Source organism: Mesorhizobium sp. AA22, from assembly GCF_001672375.2.
In the GTDB taxonomy this organism is placed as follows: Bacteria; Pseudomonadota; Alphaproteobacteria; order Rhizobiales; family Rhizobiaceae; genus Mesorhizobium; species Mesorhizobium wenxiniae.
The window spans coordinates 2,655,027-2,678,201 of sequence record NZ_CP048406.1; the positions used below are offsets into that span (position 1 = coordinate 2,655,027).

A 23,175-nucleotide genomic window follows, 5' to 3' on the forward strand; every position below is an offset into this window, starting at 1 on the left:
CGCAGATGCCGACATCGGCGGCGCAGCAATGCAAATCGAGCTATGCGTTCCATCTACACACAGCGACAGCCGAGCAAACATAGCAAAAAGTGCTCAACGAGGTCGCCGCAGCATCGGGACGAGCGTCGGCGATGAACCGACCTGGATCGCGCCGAGCGGTTCGAAGCCGTGGCGCTGGTAGAACGGGATGTTGCGCGGGTTCGAGGATTCCAGATAGGCGGGCGCGTGATCGCGATCGCACTGCGCGAGCGCGTATGCCATCAAGGCTTCGCCGTGACCTTTGCCCTGATGCGCCGGGTCGACGCCGATCACGGGCAAGTACCAATGCGGTTCGGTCGGGTGGTACTTGGCCATCTGCTCGAATATAGCGGCGACTTCAGCGGCAAGAGAGGGCGCAACCGTGCTCTCGACAAGCGCACCAAGCCCTTCCTCGTCGGGATGCACACCGGGCGACAGCCACAGCGCCGTCCCGGCGTAGCCATCGGTGCAAAAGGCGCTTCCGTTTGAGAATGCCCTGGCCCCGAACGCGCGGACCAGTCGCGGCATGGCGGCAAGGTACTGGTGTGCATGCGGCCAGGTCCATCGCGCCATGGGATCCTCTGCAAAGGCCAGCACGATGGTTCCGACCGCCGGGTCTTCATCGGCCGCGGCCATAACTCTCACTGTCGGCGATTTCACGCTGCCCTCCGAGTGATGCAGGTGGTGCGACGAGGCGCCCTCAAGGGGCTCCGCAACAAGCGGGCAGGAGTCCTCTCAGGCAAATTGCGCCGCTCCCCCTGTGTTCGCTTTGATGAACTCCATTTTGAGGGAGAGCGCGCAACGCATCGAGCTGAGGTGCTCGAGCGGGAGCGCTATCCATTTCCAGCTTGTATTCTTCGAAGGCCAAGGTGACATCATTGGCATCAGCGACCGTGATCAGGGAGTCCATCGGAAACCCGCCCCACATCTGGCTACCATGTTTCGCCTCCGGCGTTAAGTTTATCTCCTGACGCAACAAGTTGCTTCGAGGAACGGAAAGGAAACCCCCCGAGTAAGGAGACAGGAGCGATGACGAAACACAAGACCGGAACACGCGAACAATGGCTGGGAGCGCGGCTCGCACTGCTCGAGGCGGAGAAACGGCTCATGCGGCAGAGCGACGAGCTGGCGCGACAGCGACAGGAGTTGCCGTGGGTTCGGATCGATAAGGAGTATCTATTGGAGACCGAGGAGGGAAGCGCCTCGCTCGCCGACCTTTTCCAAGGGCGCTCGCAACTCTTCGTCTATCATTTCATGTTCGGCTACGGATACCGGCTCACCGATGAGCGCCAAGGATGCACCGGATGCTCCTTGATCGCCGATCACTTCGACTGCGTCATCCCCCACTTGAACGGCCGCGACATTACCCTCGTTTGCGAATCGATCGCCCCGTTGCAGGAGCTCCAGGATTACAAGCAGCAAATGGGCTGGCGCTTTCCGTGGGTTTCGTCGCTCGGGAGCGATTTCAAATACGACTTCGGCGCCGCCTTCACCGAAGAGCAGCAGAGAGACGGCGCCGACTATACCTATCAGCATGTCGACAGGGCCGAGCCGCAGAAGGAGGGAATGAGCGTCTTCGCGCTCCAGGACGGTGCCGTCTACCACACCTACTCCACCTACGCCCGTGGCACCGAGGCGCTTATGGGGGTCTACCGACCTGGCTCCGTGGGGAAGGAACGAGAACGGGCTCGAATTCCCCCAGGCATGGTGGCGCCGCCATGACGAGTACGGCAATCGCTGAGCGGTGAGTGTGATGGGCACAACCGCGAATTACGGTGACAGGTGCGCTATTTCCTTTCTGCCTGCCGTGCCTTCGATCCGCGCCCGCGGTGGGCGCAGATCCGCCTCATGAAGATAGTGCGCGTCCGCTATGACGCCGGGCCTGGCGGCATCTTTTCGAACGTCGTCAGCCCGGTTTCCATCTTGTCCCAGGGGAGGGCCCGGCTGCCGTAGGTCACAACGGTCGGATTGAACCGGCTCGGATCGTCGAGGCTTGCGGCATGGACCGTGATCGGGTCCGGCATGGCGGTGTATGTCAAGTAAACCGGGGTTCCGCAGACCGAGCAGAAGGAATGGATTTTGACATTTCCGTTGTCAGCCGCGATACGCCAGTCCGTCGTCGTGCCGGTGATGGCCACGTCCGCTCGCGATGCAAACGTCAGATAGGATCCATGACCGGTGCCGCTTCTTTTCTGGCAATCGCGGCATTGGCAGTGGTTTTCGAAGATCGGGGCTGCCTTTGCCTCGTAGCGCACCGCGCCGCACGCGCATCCGCCGGTGTAGAGAATGCTCATCTGCTCGGTCCTTTGTCCTGGGTTAGGCCGCTCGTTCGGAGGCGCGCGGCCTGGCGAAGACATCGATCGCCTGACCCGTTTCGAGGAAGGATTTCAGGCTGGAGAGGACGATCGGCCAACCGCGCTTGATGCCGTTCGCCATCCCGCTGCCGGCTTCGAGTTCGTCATGGGTGACGGTCAGCCGGACCATGGCCTCGTATTCCTCGAGCTCGAAGGTCACCCGGCTGTAGCTCGCCGGATCAGATGCCTGCGAAGCGTTTGCCCAGGTGATGACGAGACGGGTCGGCGGCGACACCTCGACGACCTTGCCGACGAGTTCGACGGTCCGTTCATCATTGGCGCGGATATGTTCCCATCTTGAACCCGGCTTCCAGTCAGAGACGTTCTCGTGCCCCCAGTAGTGCCGTGCGAGGTCCGGTTTCGTTATTGCCTCAAACACCTTTCCCGGTGTCGAGACAACATAGGTCGTGTAGATAAAGCTTTCTTTGGTCATTGCTACGCTCCTTGTAGTTTCGCGAGCATAGGTAGATGGGGAAACCGGACTCGTGTGAGTGACAATCGTGTCGCGAATGGCTTCTAGTATGCCGGAAGGTTGATGCATGACGCGCTGGCACCTTGCTCATGGACGGCATCTCGACATTGGCGCGAAATCGTTGCTGATGGGGATTTTGAACGTTACGCCGGACAGTTTTTCCGACGGGGGGGAATTCGATCGGCCGGAGTCGGCGCTCCAGCAGGCGCGGCGCATGATCGGCGAGGGCGCGGCGATCATCGATGTCGGCGGCGAATCCACCCGGCCCGGAGCCGGCGCCGTTTCGGCGCGCGAGGAACAATCGCGCATCCTCCCGGTCATCGAGGCGCTGTCGTCCGACGGCGGCACCCTCGTTTCGGTCGACACCTATCGGGCCGAGACGGCGCGCCTGGCGGTCGCTGCGGGCGCACATATCGTCAACGACGTGCATGGCCTGCAGCGCGAGCCCGACATCGCGCATGTCGCGGCGGAAACCGGGGCCGGCCTCGTCATAATGCACACCGGGCGCGGCCGCGAAAAACTGGCGGATGTGATCGCCGACCAGTTCCTGTTTCTGAACAGATCGCTGGAGATCGCGCGCGACGCCGGCATCCCCGACGACCGGATCGTGCTGGACCCGGGCTTCGCCTTCGCCAAGGACGGAGAGGAAAACCTTGAGCTTATGGCTCGCTTCGGTGAATTGCGCGCTCTCGGTTTTCCATTGCTGGTCGGCACGTCACGCAAGCGTCTTGCCCGTCACCTGGTCGGCGGAAGCGACGAGGGGCGAGACGTCGGCACAGTGGCGACCAGCGTCATCTTGCGGCTGAAGGGCGCTTCGATCTTTCGCGTGCACAATGTCGCGGTCAATCGCGATGCACTGGCTTTCGCCGACTCGGTGCGCGAGCGCGAGACGGTGGAATAGAAGAGCGCGCGTCAGGCGGGCTCGGTCACGACGCCGATCCGCCGGTAGACGAATTGTTCGTCGTTCGAAGGAACTGCCGCAGCACTCTGGGCTTCGTCGATCAGCATTGCCATGCGCGCATGGATCGGCGATTTCGCGCAAGCCGGGTCCGTCGCGGCGGCATCGCCGGCGATCGCCATCGCCTGGCAGCGGCAGCCGCCCCAGTCGATCTCACGCCGCTCGCAGCTGCGGCAGGGCTGCTGCATCCAGTCGGTGCCGCGAAAGGCGTTGAATGCCGGCGAATCCGTCCAGATCTCGGCCAAGCTGCGCGGTCCGAAACGCTCAAAACTGAGCGACGGGATGGTCTGTGCGGCATGGCATGGCAGCACGGTGCCGTCCGGCGTCACCATGAACGCGTCGCGCGCCCAGCCGCCCATGCACGGCTTGGGATAGACAGCGAAATAATCCGGCGTCACGAAATCGATGTTCATGATGCCGGTGAGCCGTTCGCGCGCTACCGCGACGATTTCCGCCTGCCGGTCGACCGCAGCACGCTCGGGCATCAGTTGATCGCGATTGGTCAGCGCCCAGCCAGCGTACTGCACGTTGGCGATCTCGAGCCGCTCCGCGCCCAGCGAGAGGGCCAGATCGATGAATTCCGGCACCTCCTCGATGTTGTGACGATGGATCGGCGCGTTGATTGTAAGCGGCAGGCCGGCCGCGCGAGCGCGGCGTGCCGTCTCCAGCTTCTTTACGTGGCCGCCTTTGTGATTGCCGATGCGGTCGGTGGTCGCCGGACGTGCGCCTTGGAAGCTCAGCTGCAGATGGTCGAGCCCGGCTTCGGCAAACGCCTCAATGCGGCCTTCGGCGATGCCGACGCCGGCGGTGATCAGGTTGGTGTAGACGCCGCGCGCCGAAAGCCCGGCGATCAATTGCTCGAGGTCGCGGCGCAGCGTCGGTTCGCCGCCCGACAGATGCACCTGGAGAACGCCGAGATCGGCGGCCTGCGAGAACAGGTCGAACCAGGTCTGTGTATCGAGTTCGCGATTGGCCTTCAGCAATTCGAGCGGATTGGAGCAATAAGGGCATTGCAGCGGGCAGCGATGCGTCAGTTCCGCAAGCATGCCGATCGGAGGGAGAAGGGGCTCGCTCATAGCTTCACCAGCAGCTTGTCCGACCATTCCTGCAGGAAGGCGACGACGTCGGCCGCCACGGCCTCCTGTTCGGCGTCATAATCCGCGGCAAGGTCGGCAATGATGTAGCCGACCGTGGACCGTCCATCGCAGCGGCGCAATATGTCGAGGCTGATGTCGTTCGGCCAAAATACTTTTTCCGGCGAAAGCACGGCAAAGGCCTGCCGCACGGGATCGTACTGTATGCGCACGTGCTTCGGCAGCGACGGCACCGATCGTGACGACACCAAAGCTCTTTCGCGCAGCGCCATCATCGGGCTGTCTCCGGACGGAAGGCGCCGGGCGGGATGTTTCCCGGCTCGGCATAAGCGTGTTGGAGCGCGTCGAGCATGGCCCAGAGTATATCGCATTTGAACACCAGCGCATCGATCGCCTGCTGCTGGCGCTCCGCCGTGTCGGCATGGCTGAGCACGTAGGCGAGGGCAAAGTCGGCGTCGCGCGAGGCCTGTTCGGGCCGTCGGGTGAAGTAGGCAAGCGTATCCTCGGTAATGTAATCGTATTTGGCCAGCATCGCCGGCACCCGCTCGCCGATGATGAGCGGCGAAAACATCTCGGTCAGCGACGACGCGACCGCCTCGAACAGCGTCCGGTTCGTGCAAAAGGAGAGGTAAGCGCCGACCGCGAAACGTGTCGCCGGCAGCGCCAGCTTTTCGCTCTTCACCGCTTCGGCGTCGAGGCCGAGCGAGGTCGCCAGGTGCAGCCAGCGCGCGATACCGCCGCTCCAGCCGTCCTCGCCATCATGGTCCTCGATGCGCTTGCGCCAGGCGGCGCGAAACGCCGGGTCCTCGGCATTTGCGAGAATCATGGCATCCTTGCGCGGGATGACAGCCTGGTAGCAGTAGCGGTTCAGCGCCCAGGCCTGCATCTCGGACCGCGACAGCGCACCACTGGTCATCTTGTGATGGAAAGGATGGCGGTTGTGATATCGCTCGGCACCGACCTGACGCAGCACGGCTTCGAGCTCGCTGAAGGACAGGCCGTTCCTGGCCGCGTCGTGGAAATCACTCAAAATTCCACCTCCATCCCGTCGCCGGCGACTTCCCAGCCGGCCGCTTTGACCGCTGCGTGTTCGGCGGAATTCTCGTCCAGAACGGGGTTGGTGTTGTTGATGTGGACGAAGACACGGCGGCCGATCCTTACATCGGCTAAGCCGGCGATCGAACCCGCGTCTCCTGACATTGCCAGATGCCCCATGCGCGCCCCGGTTTTTTGGCCGACGCCGGCAGCAATCATCTCGTCGTCCGTGTAGACTGTGCCGTCGAACAGGAGGCAGGCGGCATCGGCTAGAAGCGTGCGCAGGGTCGCATCGATGCGCGCGCAGCCCGGGATATAGAAGACCGAGCCGCGACTGCCGGTACCGGCGATACGGACGCCGATCGTGTCTCCGGACTCGGAGCTGAAATTGGCATCCGGCTGGCCTCTTTCCTCAAGGTAGAGCGCTATCTTTCCGGGCACCGGAAAGCTCTCGACAATCACGCCGGTGTCGTTGCCGTTTGCATCGCAGATCGCCAGTTCTTCCGCCGGCGGCAAGATGCGTCGTGGCACGAGCGTCGGATCGAGAACATTGAAAATCGAATTCGCCTCCAGCGTTGCCAGAACCTTTGTCGTTGCGTAGATGACGAAGGGCTGCCGCTCACGCAAGCTTAGCAGGCCGGCGACATGGTCGACATCGGCATTGGTCAGCACCACCGCACGAATAGGTGTCGAACGCAGCGGCGCATCGTACGCGGGCTGCAATTCAGGCGTTTGCGCAATCTGCTGGCGAATATCGGGCGAGGCGTTGAAGAGCACCCAGCCGGCCCCATCCACTGACGCGGCGATGCTTGATTGGGTTCGCGAATGCACGCCGGCCATCCCGGTGCGAGCCGCGCGGCTCAGGCGATAGTTGCAATTCCATTGCGGAAAGCCGCCGCCTGCCGCCGAGCCGATGATTTTCAAGCGCATTGCAATGCCCGCTCTGCGGCTCATTCAACCAACAGCAAGTTTTCGACCGCGAATGGCTTCGCGCCCGTATCGAACGCGTCAAAGCCTTTCACGAAGACCTCGCGCGGCAAGGCAGTGCGTGCCCCCGTTGCCAGGGACACGCACCTCTGCGGCCTACTTCTTGGGAGGAATTTCAGCAGGCAGATACCGCGAAATTTCGAAGCCCGCAGCAACTTGGCACATGGTCGGTTTCGTCCAGCTCTTCTTCATGGCATTTCTCCTCTTCTACCAGCCCGAAGGGGCCGATCCTTTTGTCAGTCAACCATTGCTGGGCACCATTGCAATGGCTCGTCCATCAGCTCTCAAAATGGACAAATGAAACGGTAGGTTCTTAAAACTCGAAAAACAAGACGATCGAAAATAACAATATGCTCACGCTCAATTGCTGATCACATAAGGCTTCTTCTTCTCCAGCGGAAGGTTTGCACGTTCCCATCCATCGGCGCCGGGCGGATACCAGATCACCGAGCTGTAGCCCCACTCGACGGCCCGTTTCGCGGCATTCCACGACATCCAGCAATTCGTCATGCAGTAGAACAAAATCGCGCGCGACTTGTCGGCACCGGCTTCGGCCGCGAGGCCTTGGCGAAAATAGTTGGCGGTCTCCTCGGATATAGCGCCGTAACCGACATTGGCCAGCCAGGTGCTGCCCGGGATGTCCTTTCTGATCGTGTCTCTCCAAATCGTTCCTGCCGGCAAATTAGCCGGCTTCGGCGTGTTCGGCATGACGTCGAAGAACACCGCCTTCTTCTCCCGCCACAGCGCCTCCGCCTCTGCTGTCGTCACCACGCTTGCGCCCCGCAGCGTCTGCGGCACCGGCGCCCGATAATCGTTCATCCGGTAGCCGCCGGGCTCGGCGACATCGCCAGCCCACATCGGTGGGGTCAGACCCAAAAGGCCCGCAGCGACCAGCAAAATCGTCTCCTTTCCCTTCATACCGGTTTCGTCATTGCGTGATCGGATTATCGTGTTCGTCGATCAGCGGCACATTGTAGTCCAGCAGGATCCTGTTGATCTCCGCCTGGTTTTCCCTGATCACCCGGTTGAGCGTCCGCTTCCATTCCTGGTCGGATGGACGCACGCCCATGGTGATGCGGTAGGACATGCGCGAGCCGGTTTTTTCCTTCACCAGCGGAACGATCGTGAGATCGGCGCCGAGTTCCTTGGCATAGTAGCCTGCCATCGGTCCCCACATGACAGCCGCATCGATCTTGCCGGCAAGCATGTCCTTGATCATGACTTCCCCCATGGAAGGGGTGAGGCGCGTATCCACCGCCAGCGGATAGATTTTTGCCGTTCGCAAGAGCTTGTTGGCGGCCATATTGGCAGTCGGCGGCGTGCTTTCGACGACACCGATCTTCTTGCCGGTGAGTTTCGGATCCTCGATCGTCTCGACGCCTTCCATGCCGTTGCCCTTCGGGTGCACCAGCACATAGGAGGAGCGATAGTAGGCGTTGGTGTTCTGCACCAGCTCATCGCCCTGAGCGTAACCCATGATGATGTCGCATCGGTTGGCCGCCAGCGTGTTGCGCACGAAGCCAGCGACAACAGGAAACCATGTATAGGCGACGGACTTGCGGCCGGTTTTCGCGGCAACCAGTTCGGCCAGCCTGTTTTCGAAGCCTTCGCCGCTCTCGTCAGTGAAAGGCATGTTCGAAGGATCGGCGCAGACGCGCAGAATGTCGGGGTCGACCAGTTCTCCCGCGGCACCAAGGCCGGCGTCCTGCGCCTGGGCGTTCGAAGTCAGCAAGGCGAGTGCGCCGAGCATCGGCAGGACAAAGCGCAGCTTCGACGCATCACGGTCAATCATATCATCCACCCATACAGGATGCTTCGGCATCCTTCGCTGCCTGTGGCTTGTCTGCTTTCTTCGGCGGCCTGCCGCGGGGCGCCGCACCGTCGGCGCGGGCACGCAGATAGACGTAGAGATCATCCATGTAGCAATAGACGTTCTTATTGTCGCCAAAGGCTGGCATCACGTTCTCCTTGCCGCCGCCGACATTCTTGCGGCCTTCGGCGACGATCGAGAGGAACGTGGCGTAATCCATGGTTTTCAGGCTGTTGACCAGGGCCGGCGCATAGCTCGAACCTGTGCCGTCCGGTCCGTGACAAACATGGCAATCGGAGTGATACCGGCGGTAACCGCTGAATGTGTACCAATCGACGGTTCCGTTTTCGATTTTGTAGGTCGGATTGCCCTCCGCGTCGAAATACTTGCCGTCCTCTTCCGTCCCCACCTTGGCTTTTTCCGCGCTGTCCGAGGCCTGCGCGAGACTTGAACTTGCCAGCGGCAGCAGAGCCAGAGCGAGAACGGAGATTACAAGGCGAACGGACATTCAGACTCTTCCTTCATTTCGCCTGCACACGGTCTTGCTGTCGTGAAGCGGCATTGATCGATGTTGGAGTGCGCGGCAAAATTGAGAGCCCGGTCCTGGCTTCCCGGTGATCCGGGCTCTCGCTTTTCAAGCCTTGGTCTTCTCACAAGACCCCGAGGCGTGCCTAAGGTTCCCGTGTATCAGTCCGGGAGACCGAAGACGGTGAGCTGGCCGCCCAGCGTCGTATAGTCGGCAAGTGCTGCGTAGCCACCGACCGCGCCCAGACCAGCAGTCCCAACGACCGCGGTCTCGTCGCCTTGCGCACGGCCCTGATCGACGGCGCCATGCCAGGCAGCGGCGTTTTCGGGCGAAAGCAGTCCACCTGCCAGACCGATACCGGCCCAACCGCCGACGCCGGACAGAACGGCGATGTACTGCTTGCCGCCATGCTCGTAGGCCGTGACGTTGCCGATGATGCCGGACGGGGTCTTGAACTTGTAAAGTTCGTTGCCGTCATGATCGACCGCCTTGATGTAGCCCTCGAGCGTGCCGTAGAAGACGACGTCGCCATCCGTTGCCAGCGCGCCCGACCACACCGAGAACTTCTCGGGCTTCGACCAGACGATCTCGCCTTTGGCAGCATCCCAGGCAATGAAGTTGCCCATATGGTCGGCTCCAGGGGGAGGATACATCGACACGGTGGCGCCCACGTAAGGCTGGCCGGCAGTGTAGCTCACCTTGTAAGGCTCATAGTCCATGCAGACATGGTTTGTCGGCACGTAGAACAGGCCGGTCTTCGGCGAATAGGCCGCCGGTTGCTGGTCCTTGGTTCCAAGCGCCGCCGGGCAGATGCCCGTCGTGTTGGTGTCTTCGCCGTTCTGCTGGGTCGAATATTTGGCCACGACCTGCGGGCGGCCATACTGGTCGCTGCTGGGGTCCATGTTGACTTCCGTCGCCCAGTTCACTGCCGGATCGTATTTCTTGGCGACGAGAAGTTCGCCAGTGGCGCGATCCATGGTGTAGGCAAAGCCGTTGCGGTCGAAATGCACCAGCACGTCGCGCTTGGCACCGTTGACCTCCATGCCGTCGACGAGAATCATCTCGTTGATGCCGTCAAAGTCCCACTCGTCATGAGGGGTCATCTGGTAGAGCCATTTGGCAACACCAGTATCCGCATCGCGAGCCATGATTGTCATCGACCAGCGATTGTCGCCTGGGCGCTGCACCGGGTTCCATGTCGAGGGATTGCCGGTACCATAGTAAACCAGGTTCAGCTTGGGATCATAGGAATACCATCCCCATGTCGTGCCGCCGCCTGTCTTCCACTGTTCGCCTTCCCAGGTGTTCATGCCGGAATCCTTTCCGACAGGTTTGCCGAGATGGGTGGTCTTTTCGGGATCGATCAGGGTGTCTGCGTCCGGACCTTCCGAATAGGCTTTCCAGGCGAGCTTGCCGTCTGCCAGATTGTAGGCGGCCAGCCAGCCCCGAACGCCGAATTCAGCGCCGGAGACGCCGACGAGCACCTTGTCCTTGACGACCACGGGCGCTGACGTACCGGATTCGCCCTTTCCGCCGTCGGTCTGCTCGCCGTTCTTGACCGACCAGACAACCTTGCCGGTCTTGGCATCGAGCGCGACGACGGTGGTGTCGGCCTGGTTGAGAATGATCTTGCCGTCGCCATAGGCGACGCCACGATTGACCGTGTCGCAGCACATGATCCCAATGACATTGGGGTCTTGCTTGGGCTCGTATTTCCAGAGGATCTTTCCGTCATTGTTGAGATCGAGAGCATAGACTGTGTTCGGGAACGGCGCGTGGACATACATCACGTCGCCGATGATCAACGGCCCGCCTTCATGGCCGCGCAACACGCCAGTGGAGAAGCTCCACTTGACCTGCAGGTTCTTCACATTGTCTTTGGTGATCTGGTTAAGTTTGGAAAAGCGGGTGTTGGCGTAGTCACCCGTCTGCATCACCCAGTCCTTGGGATTTTCGGCCATTTTTATCAGTTCTTCATTGGCCGACGTCATGTGGACCGCGCCGAACGACATGAGCGCCGCGGTCGTTAGTAGGTAGGCAGTTTTCGCAAGTACACGCATCAAAGTCCTCCCAGGGTTCACAATGACGAATCGTCCGTCGAGCCCACGAGGGCTTGCCCAAGCGATTCATGTGGGGGAAGTATTTCCGGCAGCGTGTCACGACCTAAGCCGAATGAGCAGAGGGCACCGTTACTGCCCATCCCACTTGGCCTACGAAAGACTGTCGCCGCTCCCTAATGACGGTGACGCCCTTGAAGCCGGAAACAGGATGAAGCTATGTCATTCCCAGGAGGAAGGCAAGAAAAATCACTTCCAGCTATGTTGCACTGCAATATAGAGAAATAGATATGAAAAAACCCATACAGAAAGCTATTGATCGACTATGAACGAGGCTGGATTTATATAAGTTCCCCAATTTTGCGTATTTTTTTGGCGGAATGTATTCGTTTTTATTTATAAATATTCATTGGTTCGTGTGACGTTAAGTATGCGCCCGTCGCTCCGGGTGCCGATAGTGAAGGAGACATGAAATGAAGGTCAGCACCACGATTCACAGCCGATGATCGTGCGGTCTGGGAGGCCTTTTGTCGGCCGGCACGGCCTTGCTCCTTTGGTACTATATGGCCAGCAAGAGAACTTGACGGGGGTGATGGCACGAGGCCAACTGGTGCGGTGATCCTGTCTCGATCCATGGGCTCGACCCATCGGGCTCAATCTATCATGTCCGCGCCAATCGGAGGGTTCCCCATGCTCAGATATGTCGGCTTGTCGACGTTGCCGCTGTTGCTGGCATCGGCTCTGGCCTTCGCCAATCCGGCCGGTGCCGCCGGAGATTATCCAACAACGACAGTTGTCGACTATGTGCTCGGCTGCATGCAGACGAATGGCCGGACACGTCAGGCGCTGGAAAGCTGTTCCTGCTCGATCGACGTCATCGCCTCGATCCTTCCGTTCGAGGATTATGAAAGGGCCGAGACCTTCAAGAGCATGTCTCTGACGACAGGGGAGCGTTCGGGACTGTTTCGCGAAAGCGCGCCGGCAAAAGCCGCAAGCACGGAACTGAAGCGCGCGCAGGCGGAAGCCGACGTGCGCTGCTTTTAGAGCGTGCCCGGGTAAGAGCGCCGACGGCGGGAGACAACCGCTGCATACGGTATCGAGGCTTCAGAGTCCTGTAGCCTCCAGTGGCCATTGATCGCGAAACACCTTGCCGTCCGTATCAATCGCTTCGACCTGGATTTGGCCAGTGCCGTGCGCCGTGAAATCGAACCGGAAATTGGGGTCTTCCGAAATCGATATTCCGCCTTCCATCGAGAGGATCGGCCGGTCTGCATGCGAGATCGACAATTTCTGAACGAAATGCGCGGGGATGAAGTACTGGGTCAGCGGGTTCCGCTGCAGGCCCGAATTGTTCGGGTGGCGGATCATCAGCTGCAATTCCTGCGCTTTTGTCATCGTCTCTTGCGGCGGGAACTGGCGCAGCTTCATCTGCCCCATTGTCGCCATCGCCTCGTCCTGGTTCTTGACCGCTGGGGCCGAGCATCCGCCTGACGCCTTGACGAAGGTCTGAGCCATGTGAAGTTCACCGCTCTGGGTTTCTGCTATGGCACGCAGATAGGAATAGTCGTTGACGCGCACGCGCGTCGACAGATGCGTCACGCCGGCGTCCTTGCCGATCTGGAACGTCGCCGCCACCGGTGCCGGATTGACGTCGATGATCAAGGTGACGGATTTGATGCCGTCGGGCGCCTTGGCCGGGTCGATATAGATGTCGACGGGCACGATGGCGGCATCCTGCGCCCGCTTCGGCGCCTCGACTCTGACGACGCCGGTATCGATCAGAATAGCCCGATCGCCGAACACGTCGCCTTTCAAATCCTGCCAGATCCTGTCTGAAGACGCGGCTGTTTGTTGCGCGTGGGCGGCTCCGGAGGAGCCAAAGAGCGTGCCGACGGCCAGGATGATCGCGGCAAAGATGGCTGCGAGCGGCAAGGCGAGCTGCCGGCTCCGGTAAGAGTGGTTCTGCATTTCGATGCCTCCACCAATGTCAGAGAGGTGGTGCCCAGGCCGATGTCGAGGATAAGCCTTTGACGATGCCTTGGCAAATCGATCCACTTCATCCCGTCCAACGCTTGTCGGTGTGATCTATTCCCATTCGACTTCGGCAAAGGCGGCCGTTGCATTGCGCTGGTTGTAGTCGTCGAACATATGCCAATTGCCCCGTTCGCTTGCGCCGGCGGTCTTGACTGCCTCGCTGAGCGGCGTCCCTTCGACGATCGCCTTGCGAATATCGCGCGCCAGAACTTCGAAATAGCGCCGCTCCGCCGTCAGCGCCTCCGGCCAGTCGGCCGGCACCGGGCCGTGACCCGGAACGGCGCGCACGGCGCCGATCGCGGCGAGCGCATCCATCTGGCGAAGCCAACCGAGCAGCGATCCGTCGAGCGTCGGCAAGGAACCTATGAAAACGAGATCGCCGGCAAACAGCGTGTGGGTCGCGCTGTCGAAGACGGTCAGGTCGTTGTCGGTGTGAGCCGCTTTCCATGCCTGCAATTCGAGCACGCGTCCACCGAGGTCGAGCTGCAGGCGATCATCGACCAGCATCGTCGGCGGTATGATCTCGACCCCTTTCATGAGCGCGTCGCCGATCTGTTCGCGGAAGCTTTGCAGGTAGAACGCGCCGCGTGCCTCGAGCGCGCGCGGCAGATTGCGATGGCCGACGATGGTCGCGCCGATCTCCCGGAATGCCGCATTGCCGAAGATGTGGTCGGGGTGCATGTGGGTGTTGATCAGGTAGCGAACCGGCCTGGCGGTTATTTTGCCGATCGCGGCGATGAAGGCGTTCGCCTCGATCAGGCTGCCGCCGCTGTCGATGACGGCAACAGCGTCGGTGCCGACGACGACGCCCAGGTTCGAGATCGCGCCCTGGTTGGCGGCGCTCATCAATTCATCGACGCCCCGGAAAGCGAAGACGCCGTCGGCGATTTTTCTGAGCTTGAATTCAAGGCCGGCCGCGGCGAGAGCGGCCCGCCCGAGGCAACAGGGCAGCATCGCGGCGCTGACCGCGGTGCAGGCGAAGCCGTTCACAAGCTTGCGTCGTACCCTGTCGATCGGCATGGCTTTTCCCCGATATGCATTCCGAACCGTAAGGCGATCAGGCCACGCCTGGGAATTTTTGATGGAACGACCGCAAGAGGTCGCTCATCACCTGTGGATTGCGATATTGCCGCGGCAGCTTTACGTCGAACATGCCGAGCACATGGGCCGGCCGCTGCGCGAGAACGATTATGCGATCCGACAGCATCAGCGCCTCGCGCAGATTGTGGGTTACCATCAGGGCCGTCGTAGGCCGCGCCGACCAGACGGTCACAAGCAGGTGCCGAAGCCGCTCGGCAGTCCGTTCGTCGAGCGAGGCAAAGGGTTCGTCCAGGAAAAGCACCGCCGGTTCGGTGGCGAAGGCCCTGGCAAGTGCTGCCCGGCGCGCAAGCCCGAGCGAAAGCTCGGCCGGATAGAGCGAACGCATGCCGGGGAGGCCGAGCGTGTCGAACAGCCCGTCGAGATTCTTCGCTCTCAGGCTTTTCGGCAGCGCCAGCCTGACATTCTGCTCCACCGTCCGCCACGGCAGCAAGATCGGCTCCTGGAATACTGCGGCGATCCGGTTGGAGCCGCCTTCAGGCAGTTGGAATGAGCCGGAAAAGTCCTTGTCCAATCCAAGCAGGATGCGCAGCGTCGTGGTCTTGCCGCAACCCGACGGTCCCAACAAGCAGGCGAATTCGCCTTGCCGGACCTCGAAGCAAAGGTCCTGGAGCGCCGTGATCGAGACGCCTTGCGCGGACCTGAAGGTCTTTTCGGCGATGTCGACCCTAAGCGGGACGACGGCGCCAGCGGGTTGCATGTCGTTCAACGGGCTGCACCAGAAGGAGTTCGATGACAAGCATCACCGCCACGAAAGCCAGCGTGTAGGCAAGGATGGCGGCGACGTCGAAGAGCTGGAAATAAAGATAGATCTGGAAGCCGACGCCGTTGGAGCGGCCGAGCAGTTCGACCACCAGGACAATCTTCCAGATGAGAGCGATGCCGGATCGTGAGGCGGCGGCAAGATAGGGCTGCAGTTGCGGCAGCAGGACGTGGCGGACACGGTCGAGAAGACCGAAGCGGTAGACGGCGGCCATTTCGGCGTAACTCGGATCAAGCGCTCTGGCGCCTTCGCGCATCGTCACCACGACATTGGGGATCTTGTTGACGGCAACCGCGCCAATCGCCGCCGCTTCGTTGAGGCCGAACCAGATGTAGGCGAGCACGATGACCACCAGCGCGGGAATGTTGAGGAACAGAACCACCCAGGGACTGAAGAACCGGTCTGCGCTGCGGTGGCTGCCGAGGAGAACGCCGATAACCGAGCCAACAACCATCGCGACGACATATGCCGCGGCAACCCGGCCGAGTGTCGCGCCGAGATGGTAGAAAAGGTCGCCGTTCGCCGCCTCTGCGAGCAGCACCTGCCAGACCTGTCCCGGCCCTGGAAAGGCACGGCTCGGCCAGGCATTTGCCGCAAGACCCCAAAGCAGGCAAAGCCCGAGCAGAGAGACCGCGACCGTCAGCACGGGTGTCAGCGCCGTTGCAAGGCTGGATTGGCTGGAGATGTCGGCCACGGCCCCCGGCGGGCGATCGCCGGTATCAGGTGCGCTCATTGCGGGAGCTCCTGCCAGAACGTGCCTGGCGCCATTTCCGGCGCGCGGCCGACCAGCTTTTCGCCGCCGATCTCGGCCAGCACGCGGTAGAGCTTGCCGGCGTCGGCCGCATCCTCGGCGACCGGGCGTCTGGGAATGCCCTCGCGAAAGCGGTCACGCAGTTTGGCCAATTCCTTGCCCTGTGCGCGGATAATCGGCGCAAGGCGCAGCCACTCATCGTCGGATCTGGCCAGCAAGTCCTTGGACAGCGCCGAAGCCTTGATGAAGCCCCGGACGGCGGCCGGATTTTCGTTCGCCCATTTGTCATGAAAGACATAGCCGAGCGCCGACACGGCGCCCGAGGCACCGAGCGCTTTCGCCGCATCATCGGCGCCGATCAGCCGACGAAAGCCGTTGGCCTCAAGGCGGGCGCAAAAATGCCAGAAGTTGAGCACCGCATCGAGTTCGCCTTGCATCGCCTTTTCCGAAATCAGCGGCGGCGCGCCAAAGACGATGTCGCTGGTTGCCGGCAGGTCGAGGCCGTGATCGCGTCTGGCCAGCGCCTGGATCAGCAGCCAGCCTTTATCGAGAGGCCCGCCGGCGACGCCGATCTTTTTTCCCTTGAGATCGATGATCGTGCGGATCGGCGCCCCCTCCTTCACCATGATTGCCCCGACGGCGGTCGAATAGGGGACCAACGTGAGGTCGACGCCTTCCGAGCGCTGGCGCGAGACCCACAGCCAGTCGGAGACGATGCTGTCGATCGCGCCGGCCAGCATGGCGACGTTGGTTGCATCCTCGCCGGCGAAATCGATAATCTCCAGATCGATGCCGTTGGCTGCGTCGAACTTGTGTTGCTTCATGGTGTCAAGCGCCCAGCTCACAGTGCCGAACTTCAGCACGCCGATGCGAACCTTGCTCGTTGCGAAGGAGGGTTTTGAGACAAGCGCTGCGGCCGTTCCAAGAGCCGCCAGACGGAGCGTTCCTCGACGCGAAATCATGATGATGTCTCCTCCCGGGGCCGTAACAGGCCGGGGCGCCGATCAGATCGCACGGTCCTTGTTCGGGAAAGCGCATTTCCAGCGCTTGACCTTGAGGGTCGGGTGTTCCTGCGACCATTTCGCGATTTCGCTGGGCGCCAAGACCATACATTGGACGAGAGAGCCACGGCTCTCGAAATAGAGATGCTCGTCTCGGCAATTGCCCGGATTGGTAATCAGGCAAACCGTCAATATGAGGTCGACCATATCCATTCAGCACCTCTTGCGCGCTTAAAGACGCCCGCTTCGGCGAGATCCGGCCCGGTCTGCGAGCCTGGACAAAATCGCCATCTGCCGGAGTCCCGAGGTGCCCGTGGAAAACCGGAATGGTTTGAGGCTACGCGTTCGCCCGATGGCCGTCAACAAAGTCGAATGGATAGGGCGCCGGAGCCGAGCTCCTCTGAATTCGGGAAGGACGCCGGCGATACCTGAAAACACAAAACCCGCCTCGGCGGGCGGGTCGTTGGCGCAAATCAGCGCATGGCCAAATCAATAGCATAAATGCCGTCACAAAGCAACGAATCGCGAGCTCGCGACCAGGGCAATCGCTTCCGGTTTTGCGCTGCCCTCATCTCCCGTGCCGGGCACTTTTCGCCGTGCCTGCGGTTCACTGGACCTCTGTATGGTTGACATCGCTCATCTCCCGGGTAGCTTCCAAGATGCAGGCGTCGCAACTCCACAGGGGAGAAGCTTTCGCTCTGCCATAATCGACGCATGCCGATGATCAAACAAAGGCATGCGCAAATCGTCCAGGGCACCTTGACGATCAATGAGGAAATGCCATGCGTGCAATCGCGTTTTTCGCCGTCGTGTCCGTTGCGACGTTTATCACGAGCCAATCTCAGGCACAGGATGCCGCCGCGGGTGAGAAGGTCTTCGCCAAATGCAAGGCCTGCCACGTCGTCGACGAGGACAAGAACAAGATCGGTCCGTCGTTGAACGGCGTTATCGGCCGGACAGCCGGCACGCATCCGGGGTTCAAGTATTCCAAACCCATGACCGAGGCGGGTGCATCCGGCGTCAAATGGGACGAAGCCACGCTGACAGACTATCTTCGCGATCCCAAGGCCAAGATCAAAGGTACGAAGATGGCGTTTGCCGGCCTCAAGAAGGATGAGGACCTCGCCAACGTCATCGCCTATCTGAAGCAATTCTCCAAATAACCCGGTTTTTCCGCAGAAGTAACCTGGTTTTTCCGCATGAAGTAACCCTGTTCTTCCCCGGAAATAACGCGACTTCGCCGGCCGTTCGAAACTGCGTTCGGCCGGTGCCCGCCTGGTGGTGGCGCCGGTCAGGCGGCGTCTTGCAGCCTGCGCATCGCGGAAGGCAGGTCGAACAGGTTGTCGCAAACGAGATCGGCGCCAAGCTCTTCAACCGGAATTTGGGTGTAGCCGCCACGCAGCAGAATGATGGGCATGCCGGCGGCGCGCGCGGCAGCCACGTCGGCGCCGCTGTCTCCGACCATCAGCGCGTCACGAGGTTCGACCTGAAGCTGGTCGAGCGCCAGCAGCAGAGCGTCGGGCGCCGGTTTCAGGTATGTCACCGCGTCTCCGCCAACGATCGCGCCAAGGTGTTCCGTCAGCCCAAAATGCAGCAGGATTTCGCGAGCCGCCAACTGCGGCTTGTTGGTCACCACACCCATGGCTATTCCGCTCAAGTGGAAGTGGGTGAGAACCTCCCTGACGCCAGGCATCAGCGTCGTCAGGCCGGTGAGATGTCTGCGGTAGATCGGCGCCATGACGCGGTTGGCCTCGTCAAGCGCGCTGCCGAGGAGCGGCGTGCCGGAAGCGGTGAAGGCTCGCTCGACCAGTTTCCTGACGCCGCCGCCGATCATGGCCTTAACCTGTTCCAGGCGCAGCGGCGGCAGATCGCGGCCGGCCAGCAACTCGTTGACTGCGGCCGTTATATCAGGCGCCGAATCGACCAGCGTGCCGTCGAGATCGAACAGGATCGCTTTCGACGATCGAAGCCGCCTACCCATGCCGACGTTCATGCGGCGTCCTTCCACTTGATCGAGCAGCCGATCGAAGCGATCTGGTCGAGCGGCCCGTCGCCGGTTCGGGCAATTTGCTTCATCGCCTCGAACAGGTCGCGTCTCAACCCGGGCGGTCCGGCGTCGCGTCGCGCCGCGTCCAGCCGGCCGCGATATTGCAGCGTCAACTCGCTGTTGAGCCCGAAGAAATCCGGAGTGCAAACGGCTCCATAGGCACGCGCCACTATCTGGCGCTCGTCGTGGAGGTAGGGGAAAGTGAAGCCGTTCGTCCTGGCGAAGAGCTTCATGTTGTCGAAGGAATCATCCGGATAGGCGTCGGCATCGTTGGAATTGATCGCGACAAAGCCGATGCCTTCGGGCTTGAGATCGTTGGCATCGCGGACGACGCGTGAAATCACCGCCTTCACATAAGGGCAGTGGTTGCAGATGAAGGCTACGACCAGCCCGTTCGGGCCGGCGTGGCTGAAGATCGAGTGCGATTTGCCGTCGATGCCGGGCAAAACGGCATCGATGGCTTGCCAGCCGAAATCGCAGACAGGTGGGATCGCCCCCATGTTGCCCTCCGATGAAATGGTTTACGCGGCTTTCCGGATCGCCCCGTCGGCTGCCTGTCTGATGGCGCCGATATTGGCGCGATAGGCAGCCTCGGTGCCACCCTTGAAAATGGCCGAGCCGGCAACCAGCACATTGGCCCCGGCCGCGGTGACCAGGGGCGCGGTTTCGGGCGTGACGCCGCCGTCGATCTCGATGTCGATCGGGCGGTTGCCGATCAGTGCCTTGATCCGCCTGACCTTGTCGACGACCGCCGGAATGAAAGCCTGGCCGCCGAAACCCGGATTGACTGTCATCAGAAGCACCAGATCGAGCCGGTCGAGCACATATTCGATGACACTTTCCGGCGTCGACGGGTTCAGCGATACGCCGGCCTTCTTGCCAAGATTCCTGATCGCCTGCAGCGAACGATCGAGATGCGGCCCGGCCTCGGCATGCACCGTGATGATGTCGCAGCCGGCATCGGCGAAGGCGGCGAGATATGCATCTGCCGGCGCGATCATCAGATGGCAGTCGAAGATCTTGTCCGTTCGGTCGCGGATCGCCTTGATCACCGGCGGGCCGAAGGTGATGTTGGGCACGAAATGGCCGTCCATCACGTCGAGATGGATCCAGTCGGCACCCGCCCGGACGACCGTTTCGACCTCGTCGCCGAGCCGCGAGAAATCCGCAGAAAGCACCGAGGGCGCGATGATTGTCTTAGTACCCATGGTCGTCGGCTCCCATTCTGTCTACCGTTGCCGGTCGCTGCACACCAACTGGCGTCATCTTGTCAGCGCCTTCGTCTCCGGTTCGCCTTCGAGCTTACCTTCCGCGAACACGCGGCTGCCGCGAATATCGGATTCTTCAATGGTGATAAGGTCGGTTTTCGTCAACGCCCGGTCGCGCGACGCGAAAAGCCGGTTGGCCTGGCGAAGCCGCGCCCGGTCGAGCCCATTGCGGACCGAGCGGGCGTTGGAGAAATGCGGCAGCCGCATGCGTATCGGGAGATACTCTTCGAGCGCCTTGGCCGCCGCCTCGCTGAGACGGTAATTCTGTTCCGCCAGCATGATCTCGGCGATCGATTTGAGTTCGCTGACGCCGTAGTCGGGAAAATCTAGGTGGTGGGCGATGCGGGAGCGCATGCCGGGATTGCTGTCGAAGAAGCGGTCCATCTTGTTCTTGTAACCGGCAAGAATCACGACCAGGTCGTCACGGTTGTTTTCCATGCATTGCAGCAGGATTTCGATCGATTCCTGGCCGTAGTCGCGTTCGTTCTCGGGCTTGTAGAGATAGTAGGCCTCGTCGATGAAAAGCACCCCGCCCATGGCGCGCTTGATCACTTCGCGGGTTTTGGGCGCGGTGTGGCCGACATACTGGCCGACGAGATCGTCTCGCGTCACCGCGACCATGTGGCCTTCGCGGACATAGCCAAGACGATGCAGGATTTCGGCCATCCTGAGCGCCACGGTGGTCTTTCCGGTGCCGGGATTTCCCGTAAAGTTCATGTGCAGCGTCGGCGCGCCCGAGGTCAGGCCGAACTTGCGGCGAAGCCGGTCGACCAGGAGCAGCGCCGCGATCTCGCGGATGCGGGTCTTGATGGGCTTCAGGCCAACGAGTTCGCGGTCGAGCTTGTCCATCACCTCGTCGATGTTAGACGCCTCGAACTCGGCCTGCAGATCAACCAATTCGTCCTGCGCGGCAGCGCCCTTTGCTATCGCATCCAGCATGGTTTCGGCTAGCTCCGCTCGCCTTCGGGCCTGTCGGTCGCATAAGGCACGATCGAATAACCCTGGCTGCGGCCGTCGCGCTCCTGGCGCAGCAGCCGGAACCCGGGTTCGTTGGGCGGCCGGTTGACGATGAACGACATGCGTGGCGCTTCCCAGCCCTTGGTCGAATCGAAGGCGGTGACCCGGACATACATGTTGGGCATGGCTTTCCGGCAGCTGTTGACTTCAAGCAGGATGCCCGCCGGGTCCTTCAGGTCGAACATCGGGTTGCCGTACATTTCCCAATAGGTGTTTCGCGGATGCGGATCGTCCGTGTACTCGACGCTGACCGCCCAGTGGTTTTTCAGCGCGTATTTGATCTGCGCCGAAATCTGCTCATCGGTCAGGTCGGGCAGGAATGAAAACTGTCCCTGCGTGACCTTGTTTCCCGGATTGGTCATCATGGCGACGGTTCCTTTCGTCTAGAAGCTGGGCGTTGCGGTTGGCACGAAGTCGGCCGTGTCGGTCGATTCGTAGTTGAAGGTGACGTCCTTCCAGGTCTCCAGGGCCGCCTTCAGCGGCGTGCACCATCTGGCCGCCTGCTCGAGGATTTTGGTCCCTTCGCGCAGATAATCGCGGCCCTCGTTGCGGGCGAGGATCATCGCCTCCAACGCGACACGATTGGCCGTCGCGCCGGCCTGGATGCCGTCCGGATGGCCGATCGTGCCGCCGCCGAACTGCAGGATGACGTCCTCGCCGAGATAATGGATCAGCTGGTGCATCTGGCCGGCATGGATGCCGCCCGAGGCAACGGGCATCACCTTGTTGAGCGAGGCCCACTCCTGATCGAAGAACAGCCCGGTTTCGAGATTCTGCGGCGTGCGCTCCTCGCGCAGCGTGTCATAAAAACCCTTGATCATCAGCGGGTCGCCTTCCAGCTTGCCGACCACGGTGCCGGCATGGATGTGATCGACGCCGGCCATCCGCATCCATTTGCAGATGACGCGAAAATTCATGCCGTGGTTCTTCTGGCGCGAATAGGTCGAGTTGCCGGCGCGGTGCAGGTGCAGGATCATGTCGTTGCGGCGTGCCCATTTGGCCATCGACTGGATCGCCGTGTAACCAATGACGAGGTCGATCATGATGATGCAGGAGCCAAGCTGTTTTGCGAATTCGGCTCGCTCGTACATCTCCTCCATCGTGCCGGCGGTGACGTTGAGATAATGGCCCTTGACTTCGCCGGTAGCGGCCGACGCCTTGTTCACAGCCTCCATGCAGTAGAGGAAGCGGTCGCGCCAGTGCATGAAGGGCTGCGAGTTGATGTTCTCGTCGTCCTTGACGAAGTCGAGGCCACCCTTCAGCGCCTCATAGACGACGCGGCCGTAGTTGCGGCCTGAAAGGCCAAGCTTCGGCTTCGTCGTCGCGCCGAGCAGCGGCCGGCCGAACTTGTCGAGCCGCTCGCGTTCCACCACGATGCCGGTCGCCGGGCCCTGGAAGGTTTTGAGGTAAGCCACCGGGATGCGCATGTCCTCGAGCCGCAAGGCCTTGACCGCCTTGAAGCCGAACACGTTGCCGATGATCGATGCAGTCAGGTTGGCGATTGAGCCCGGCTCGAACAGGTCGAGGTCGTAGGCGATGTAGGCGAAGTACTGTTGCTCGGTCCTGGTGCCGGGACCTGTGTTCGGCACCGGCTCGGACCTGAACGCCTTGGCGCGGTAGAGCTCGCAGGCGGTCAGCCTGTCGGTCCACACCACGGTCCATGTCGCGGTAGAGGATTCACCGGCGATGGCGGCGGCCGCCTCCTCGTGGTCGACGCCGGGCTGCGGCGTGATCCGAAACATGGCGACCAGGTCGGTTTCCTTGGGCCGATAGTCCGGCTCCCAGTAACCCATCTTCTTGTAGGGTATGACGCCCGACTTGTAGCGTTCCTTGCCTTCCTTGAGGGTGCCTGCTGACGGCATGTCGATCTTGTTCATAACAGGTC

The 23,175-nt window shown here is 61.4% G+C and carries 27 protein-coding genes and 1 pseudogene; 5 read left to right on the forward strand and 23 right to left on the reverse strand.

Features of this window, described 5'->3' with window-relative positions; genetic code table 11:
* Positions 1–93 precede the first annotated feature (93 nt).
* A complete protein-coding gene (locus A9K68_RS12955; protein ID WP_203546904.1) occupies positions 94–678 on the reverse strand; it encodes a GNAT family N-acetyltransferase in 585 nt (194 codons plus the stop codon).
* Between the two features lie 369 nt (positions 679–1,047).
* Between A9K68_RS12955 and A9K68_RS12960 the strand changes: the two are divergent.
* Positions 1,048–1,759 (forward strand): annotated as a pseudogene (locus A9K68_RS12960) (DUF899 domain-containing protein).
* A 127-nt stretch (positions 1,760–1,886) separates the two neighbouring features.
* Here A9K68_RS12960 and A9K68_RS12965 read toward each other — a convergent pair.
* Complete coding sequence (locus A9K68_RS12965; RefSeq protein ID WP_065010899.1) at positions 1,887–2,312, reverse strand: GFA family protein; 426 nt, start codon at positions 2,310–2,312, stop codon at positions 1,887–1,889.
* Between the two features lie 22 nt (positions 2,313–2,334).
* On the reverse strand, positions 2,335–2,805 hold the full coding sequence (locus A9K68_RS12970) for an SRPBCC family protein (RefSeq protein WP_065010900.1): 471 nt from the start codon (positions 2,803–2,805) through the stop codon (positions 2,335–2,337).
* 106 nt (positions 2,806–2,911) lie between these two features.
* On the opposite strand from A9K68_RS12970, the gene folP reads away from it, so the two are divergent.
* On the forward strand, positions 2,912–3,745 hold the full coding sequence (gene folP, locus A9K68_RS12975; protein WP_065010901.1) for a dihydropteroate synthase: 834 nt from the start codon (positions 2,912–2,914) through the stop codon (positions 3,743–3,745).
* An 11-nt stretch (positions 3,746–3,756) separates the two neighbouring features.
* Here the strand turns inward: folP and pqqE are convergent, their stop codons facing one another.
* Genes pqqE through pqqB form a run of 4 tightly spaced genes read right to left on the reverse strand, consistent with a single transcriptional unit; the run spans position 3,757 to position 6,861 of the window.
* Positions 3,757–4,878, reverse strand: a complete 1,122-nt coding sequence (gene pqqE, locus A9K68_RS12980) for a pyrroloquinoline quinone biosynthesis protein PqqE (protein WP_065010902.1) — start codon at positions 4,876–4,878, stop codon at positions 3,757–3,759.
* Positions 4,875–5,171, reverse strand: coding sequence for a pyrroloquinoline quinone biosynthesis peptide chaperone PqqD (pqqD, locus tag A9K68_RS12985; protein ID WP_082982630.1), 297 nt, complete (start codon positions 5,169–5,171; stop codon positions 4,875–4,877). Before pqqD ends, pqqE begins: the two co-directional genes overlap by 4 nt.
* Complete coding sequence (pqqC, locus tag A9K68_RS12990; protein ID WP_065010903.1) at positions 5,168–5,926, reverse strand: pyrroloquinoline-quinone synthase PqqC; 759 nt, start codon at positions 5,924–5,926, stop codon at positions 5,168–5,170. Before pqqC ends, pqqD begins: the two co-directional genes overlap by 4 nt.
* Positions 5,923–6,861 carry a pyrroloquinoline quinone biosynthesis protein PqqB gene (pqqB, locus tag A9K68_RS12995; protein ID WP_065010904.1) on the reverse strand — a complete coding sequence of 313 codons (939 nt, stop codon included), beginning with the start codon at positions 6,859–6,861 and terminating at the stop codon, positions 5,923–5,925. The genes pqqC and pqqB overlap by 4 nt, the downstream gene beginning before the upstream one ends.
* A gap of 220 nt (positions 6,862–7,081) precedes the next feature.
* Between pqqB and A9K68_RS13000 the strand changes: the two genes are divergently transcribed.
* Entirely contained in the window at positions 7,082–7,219 is a 138-nt protein-coding gene (locus A9K68_RS13000; RefSeq protein ID WP_163603020.1) for a hypothetical protein, read from the forward strand.
* A 59-nt stretch (positions 7,220–7,278) separates the two neighbouring features.
* On the opposite strand, the gene A9K68_RS13005 is transcribed toward A9K68_RS13000, so the two are convergent.
* The 4 genes from A9K68_RS13005 to A9K68_RS13020 form a co-directional block, all read right to left on the reverse strand.
* Positions 7,279–7,836 carry a PQQ-dependent catabolism-associated CXXCW motif protein gene (locus tag A9K68_RS13005; RefSeq protein WP_065010905.1) on the reverse strand — a complete coding sequence of 186 codons (558 nt, stop codon included), beginning with the start codon at positions 7,834–7,836 and terminating at the stop codon, positions 7,279–7,281.
* A gap of 10 nt (positions 7,837–7,846) precedes the next feature.
* The gene (locus tag A9K68_RS13010) at positions 7,847–8,710 is read right to left on the reverse strand and encodes a quinoprotein dehydrogenase-associated putative ABC transporter substrate-binding protein (protein ID WP_065010906.1); all 864 of its coding nucleotides are present in this window, start codon (positions 8,708–8,710) and stop codon (positions 7,847–7,849) included.
* A gap of 1 nt (position 8,711) precedes the next feature.
* Positions 8,712–9,236, reverse strand: a complete 525-nt coding sequence (locus A9K68_RS13015) for a c-type cytochrome, methanol metabolism-related (protein ID WP_065010907.1) — start codon at positions 9,234–9,236, stop codon at positions 8,712–8,714.
* Positions 9,237–9,415: 179 nt separating this feature from the next.
* Positions 9,416–11,314 carry a methanol/ethanol family PQQ-dependent dehydrogenase gene (locus A9K68_RS13020; RefSeq protein WP_065010908.1) on the reverse strand — a complete coding sequence of 633 codons (1,899 nt, stop codon included), beginning with the start codon at positions 11,312–11,314 and terminating at the stop codon, positions 9,416–9,418.
* Between the two features lie 687 nt (positions 11,315–12,001).
* Between A9K68_RS13020 and A9K68_RS13025 the strand changes: the two genes are divergently transcribed.
* Positions 12,002–12,355: a hypothetical protein gene (locus A9K68_RS13025; protein WP_065010909.1), complete on the forward strand. Its 354-nt coding sequence runs from the start codon at positions 12,002–12,004 to the stop codon at positions 12,353–12,355.
* 60 nt (positions 12,356–12,415) lie between these two features.
* On the opposite strand, the gene A9K68_RS13030 is transcribed toward A9K68_RS13025, so the two are convergent.
* From A9K68_RS13030 to A9K68_RS13055, 6 genes are all read right to left on the reverse strand, one after another.
* Positions 12,416–13,279 (reverse strand): quinoprotein dehydrogenase-associated SoxYZ-like carrier, encoded by an 864-nt coding sequence (locus tag A9K68_RS13030; RefSeq protein WP_065010910.1) that lies wholly within the window; start codon positions 13,277–13,279, stop codon positions 12,416–12,418.
* A gap of 117 nt (positions 13,280–13,396) precedes the next feature.
* Complete coding sequence (locus tag A9K68_RS13035) at positions 13,397–14,365, reverse strand: quinoprotein relay system zinc metallohydrolase 2 (protein ID WP_065010911.1); 969 nt, start codon at positions 14,363–14,365, stop codon at positions 13,397–13,399.
* Positions 14,366–14,402: 37 nt separating this feature from the next.
* Positions 14,403–15,143, reverse strand: coding sequence for an ATP-binding cassette domain-containing protein (locus tag A9K68_RS13040; RefSeq protein WP_065010912.1), 741 nt, complete (start codon positions 15,141–15,143; stop codon positions 14,403–14,405).
* Positions 15,112–15,939 carry an ABC transporter permease gene (locus A9K68_RS13045; RefSeq protein WP_082982632.1) on the reverse strand — a complete coding sequence of 276 codons (828 nt, stop codon included), beginning with the start codon at positions 15,937–15,939 and terminating at the stop codon, positions 15,112–15,114. Before A9K68_RS13045 ends, A9K68_RS13040 begins: the two co-directional genes overlap by 32 nt.
* Positions 15,936–16,919, reverse strand: coding sequence for an ABC transporter substrate-binding protein (locus tag A9K68_RS13050; protein WP_348640719.1), 984 nt, complete (start codon positions 16,917–16,919; stop codon positions 15,936–15,938). The genes A9K68_RS13045 and A9K68_RS13050 overlap by 4 nt, the downstream gene beginning before the upstream one ends.
* Positions 16,920–16,961: 42 nt before the next feature.
* Positions 16,962–17,171 carry a hypothetical protein gene (locus tag A9K68_RS13055; RefSeq protein ID WP_065010914.1) on the reverse strand — a complete coding sequence of 70 codons (210 nt, stop codon included), beginning with the start codon at positions 17,169–17,171 and terminating at the stop codon, positions 16,962–16,964.
* A gap of 569 nt (positions 17,172–17,740) precedes the next feature.
* Between A9K68_RS13055 and A9K68_RS13060 the strand changes: the two genes are divergently transcribed.
* A complete protein-coding gene (locus A9K68_RS13060; RefSeq protein ID WP_163603022.1) occupies positions 17,741–18,121 on the forward strand; it encodes a cytochrome c family protein in 381 nt (126 codons plus the stop codon).
* 128 nt (positions 18,122–18,249) lie between these two features.
* Here A9K68_RS13060 and gph read toward each other — a convergent pair whose 3' ends face one another.
* The 6 genes from gph to A9K68_RS13090 are packed head-to-tail and all read right to left on the reverse strand — an operon-like array spanning position 18,250 to position 23,152.
* On the reverse strand, positions 18,250–18,951 hold the full coding sequence (gene gph / locus A9K68_RS13065) for a phosphoglycolate phosphatase (RefSeq protein ID WP_065010915.1): 702 nt from the start codon (positions 18,949–18,951) through the stop codon (positions 18,250–18,252).
* Positions 18,948–19,505: a thioredoxin family protein gene (locus tag A9K68_RS13070; RefSeq protein ID WP_065010916.1), complete on the reverse strand. Its 558-nt coding sequence runs from the start codon at positions 19,503–19,505 to the stop codon at positions 18,948–18,950. The genes gph and A9K68_RS13070 overlap by 4 nt, the downstream gene beginning before the upstream one ends.
* 21 nt (positions 19,506–19,526) lie before the next feature.
* Positions 19,527–20,213 (reverse strand): ribulose-phosphate 3-epimerase, encoded by a 687-nt coding sequence (gene rpe, locus A9K68_RS13075; protein ID WP_065010917.1) that lies wholly within the window; start codon positions 20,211–20,213, stop codon positions 19,527–19,529.
* Positions 20,214–20,267: 54 nt separating this feature from the next.
* Entirely contained in the window at positions 20,268–21,212 is a 945-nt protein-coding gene (gene cbbX, locus A9K68_RS13080; protein ID WP_065010918.1) for a CbbX protein, read from the reverse strand.
* A gap of 8 nt (positions 21,213–21,220) precedes the next feature.
* A complete protein-coding gene (locus A9K68_RS13085; protein WP_065010919.1) occupies positions 21,221–21,655 on the reverse strand; it encodes a ribulose bisphosphate carboxylase small subunit in 435 nt (144 codons plus the stop codon).
* Positions 21,656–21,673: 18 nt separating this feature from the next.
* Complete coding sequence (locus A9K68_RS13090) at positions 21,674–23,152, reverse strand: ribulose-bisphosphate carboxylase large subunit (protein ID WP_065010959.1); 1,479 nt, start codon at positions 23,150–23,152, stop codon at positions 21,674–21,676.
* Positions 23,153–23,175: the final 23 nt, after the last annotated feature.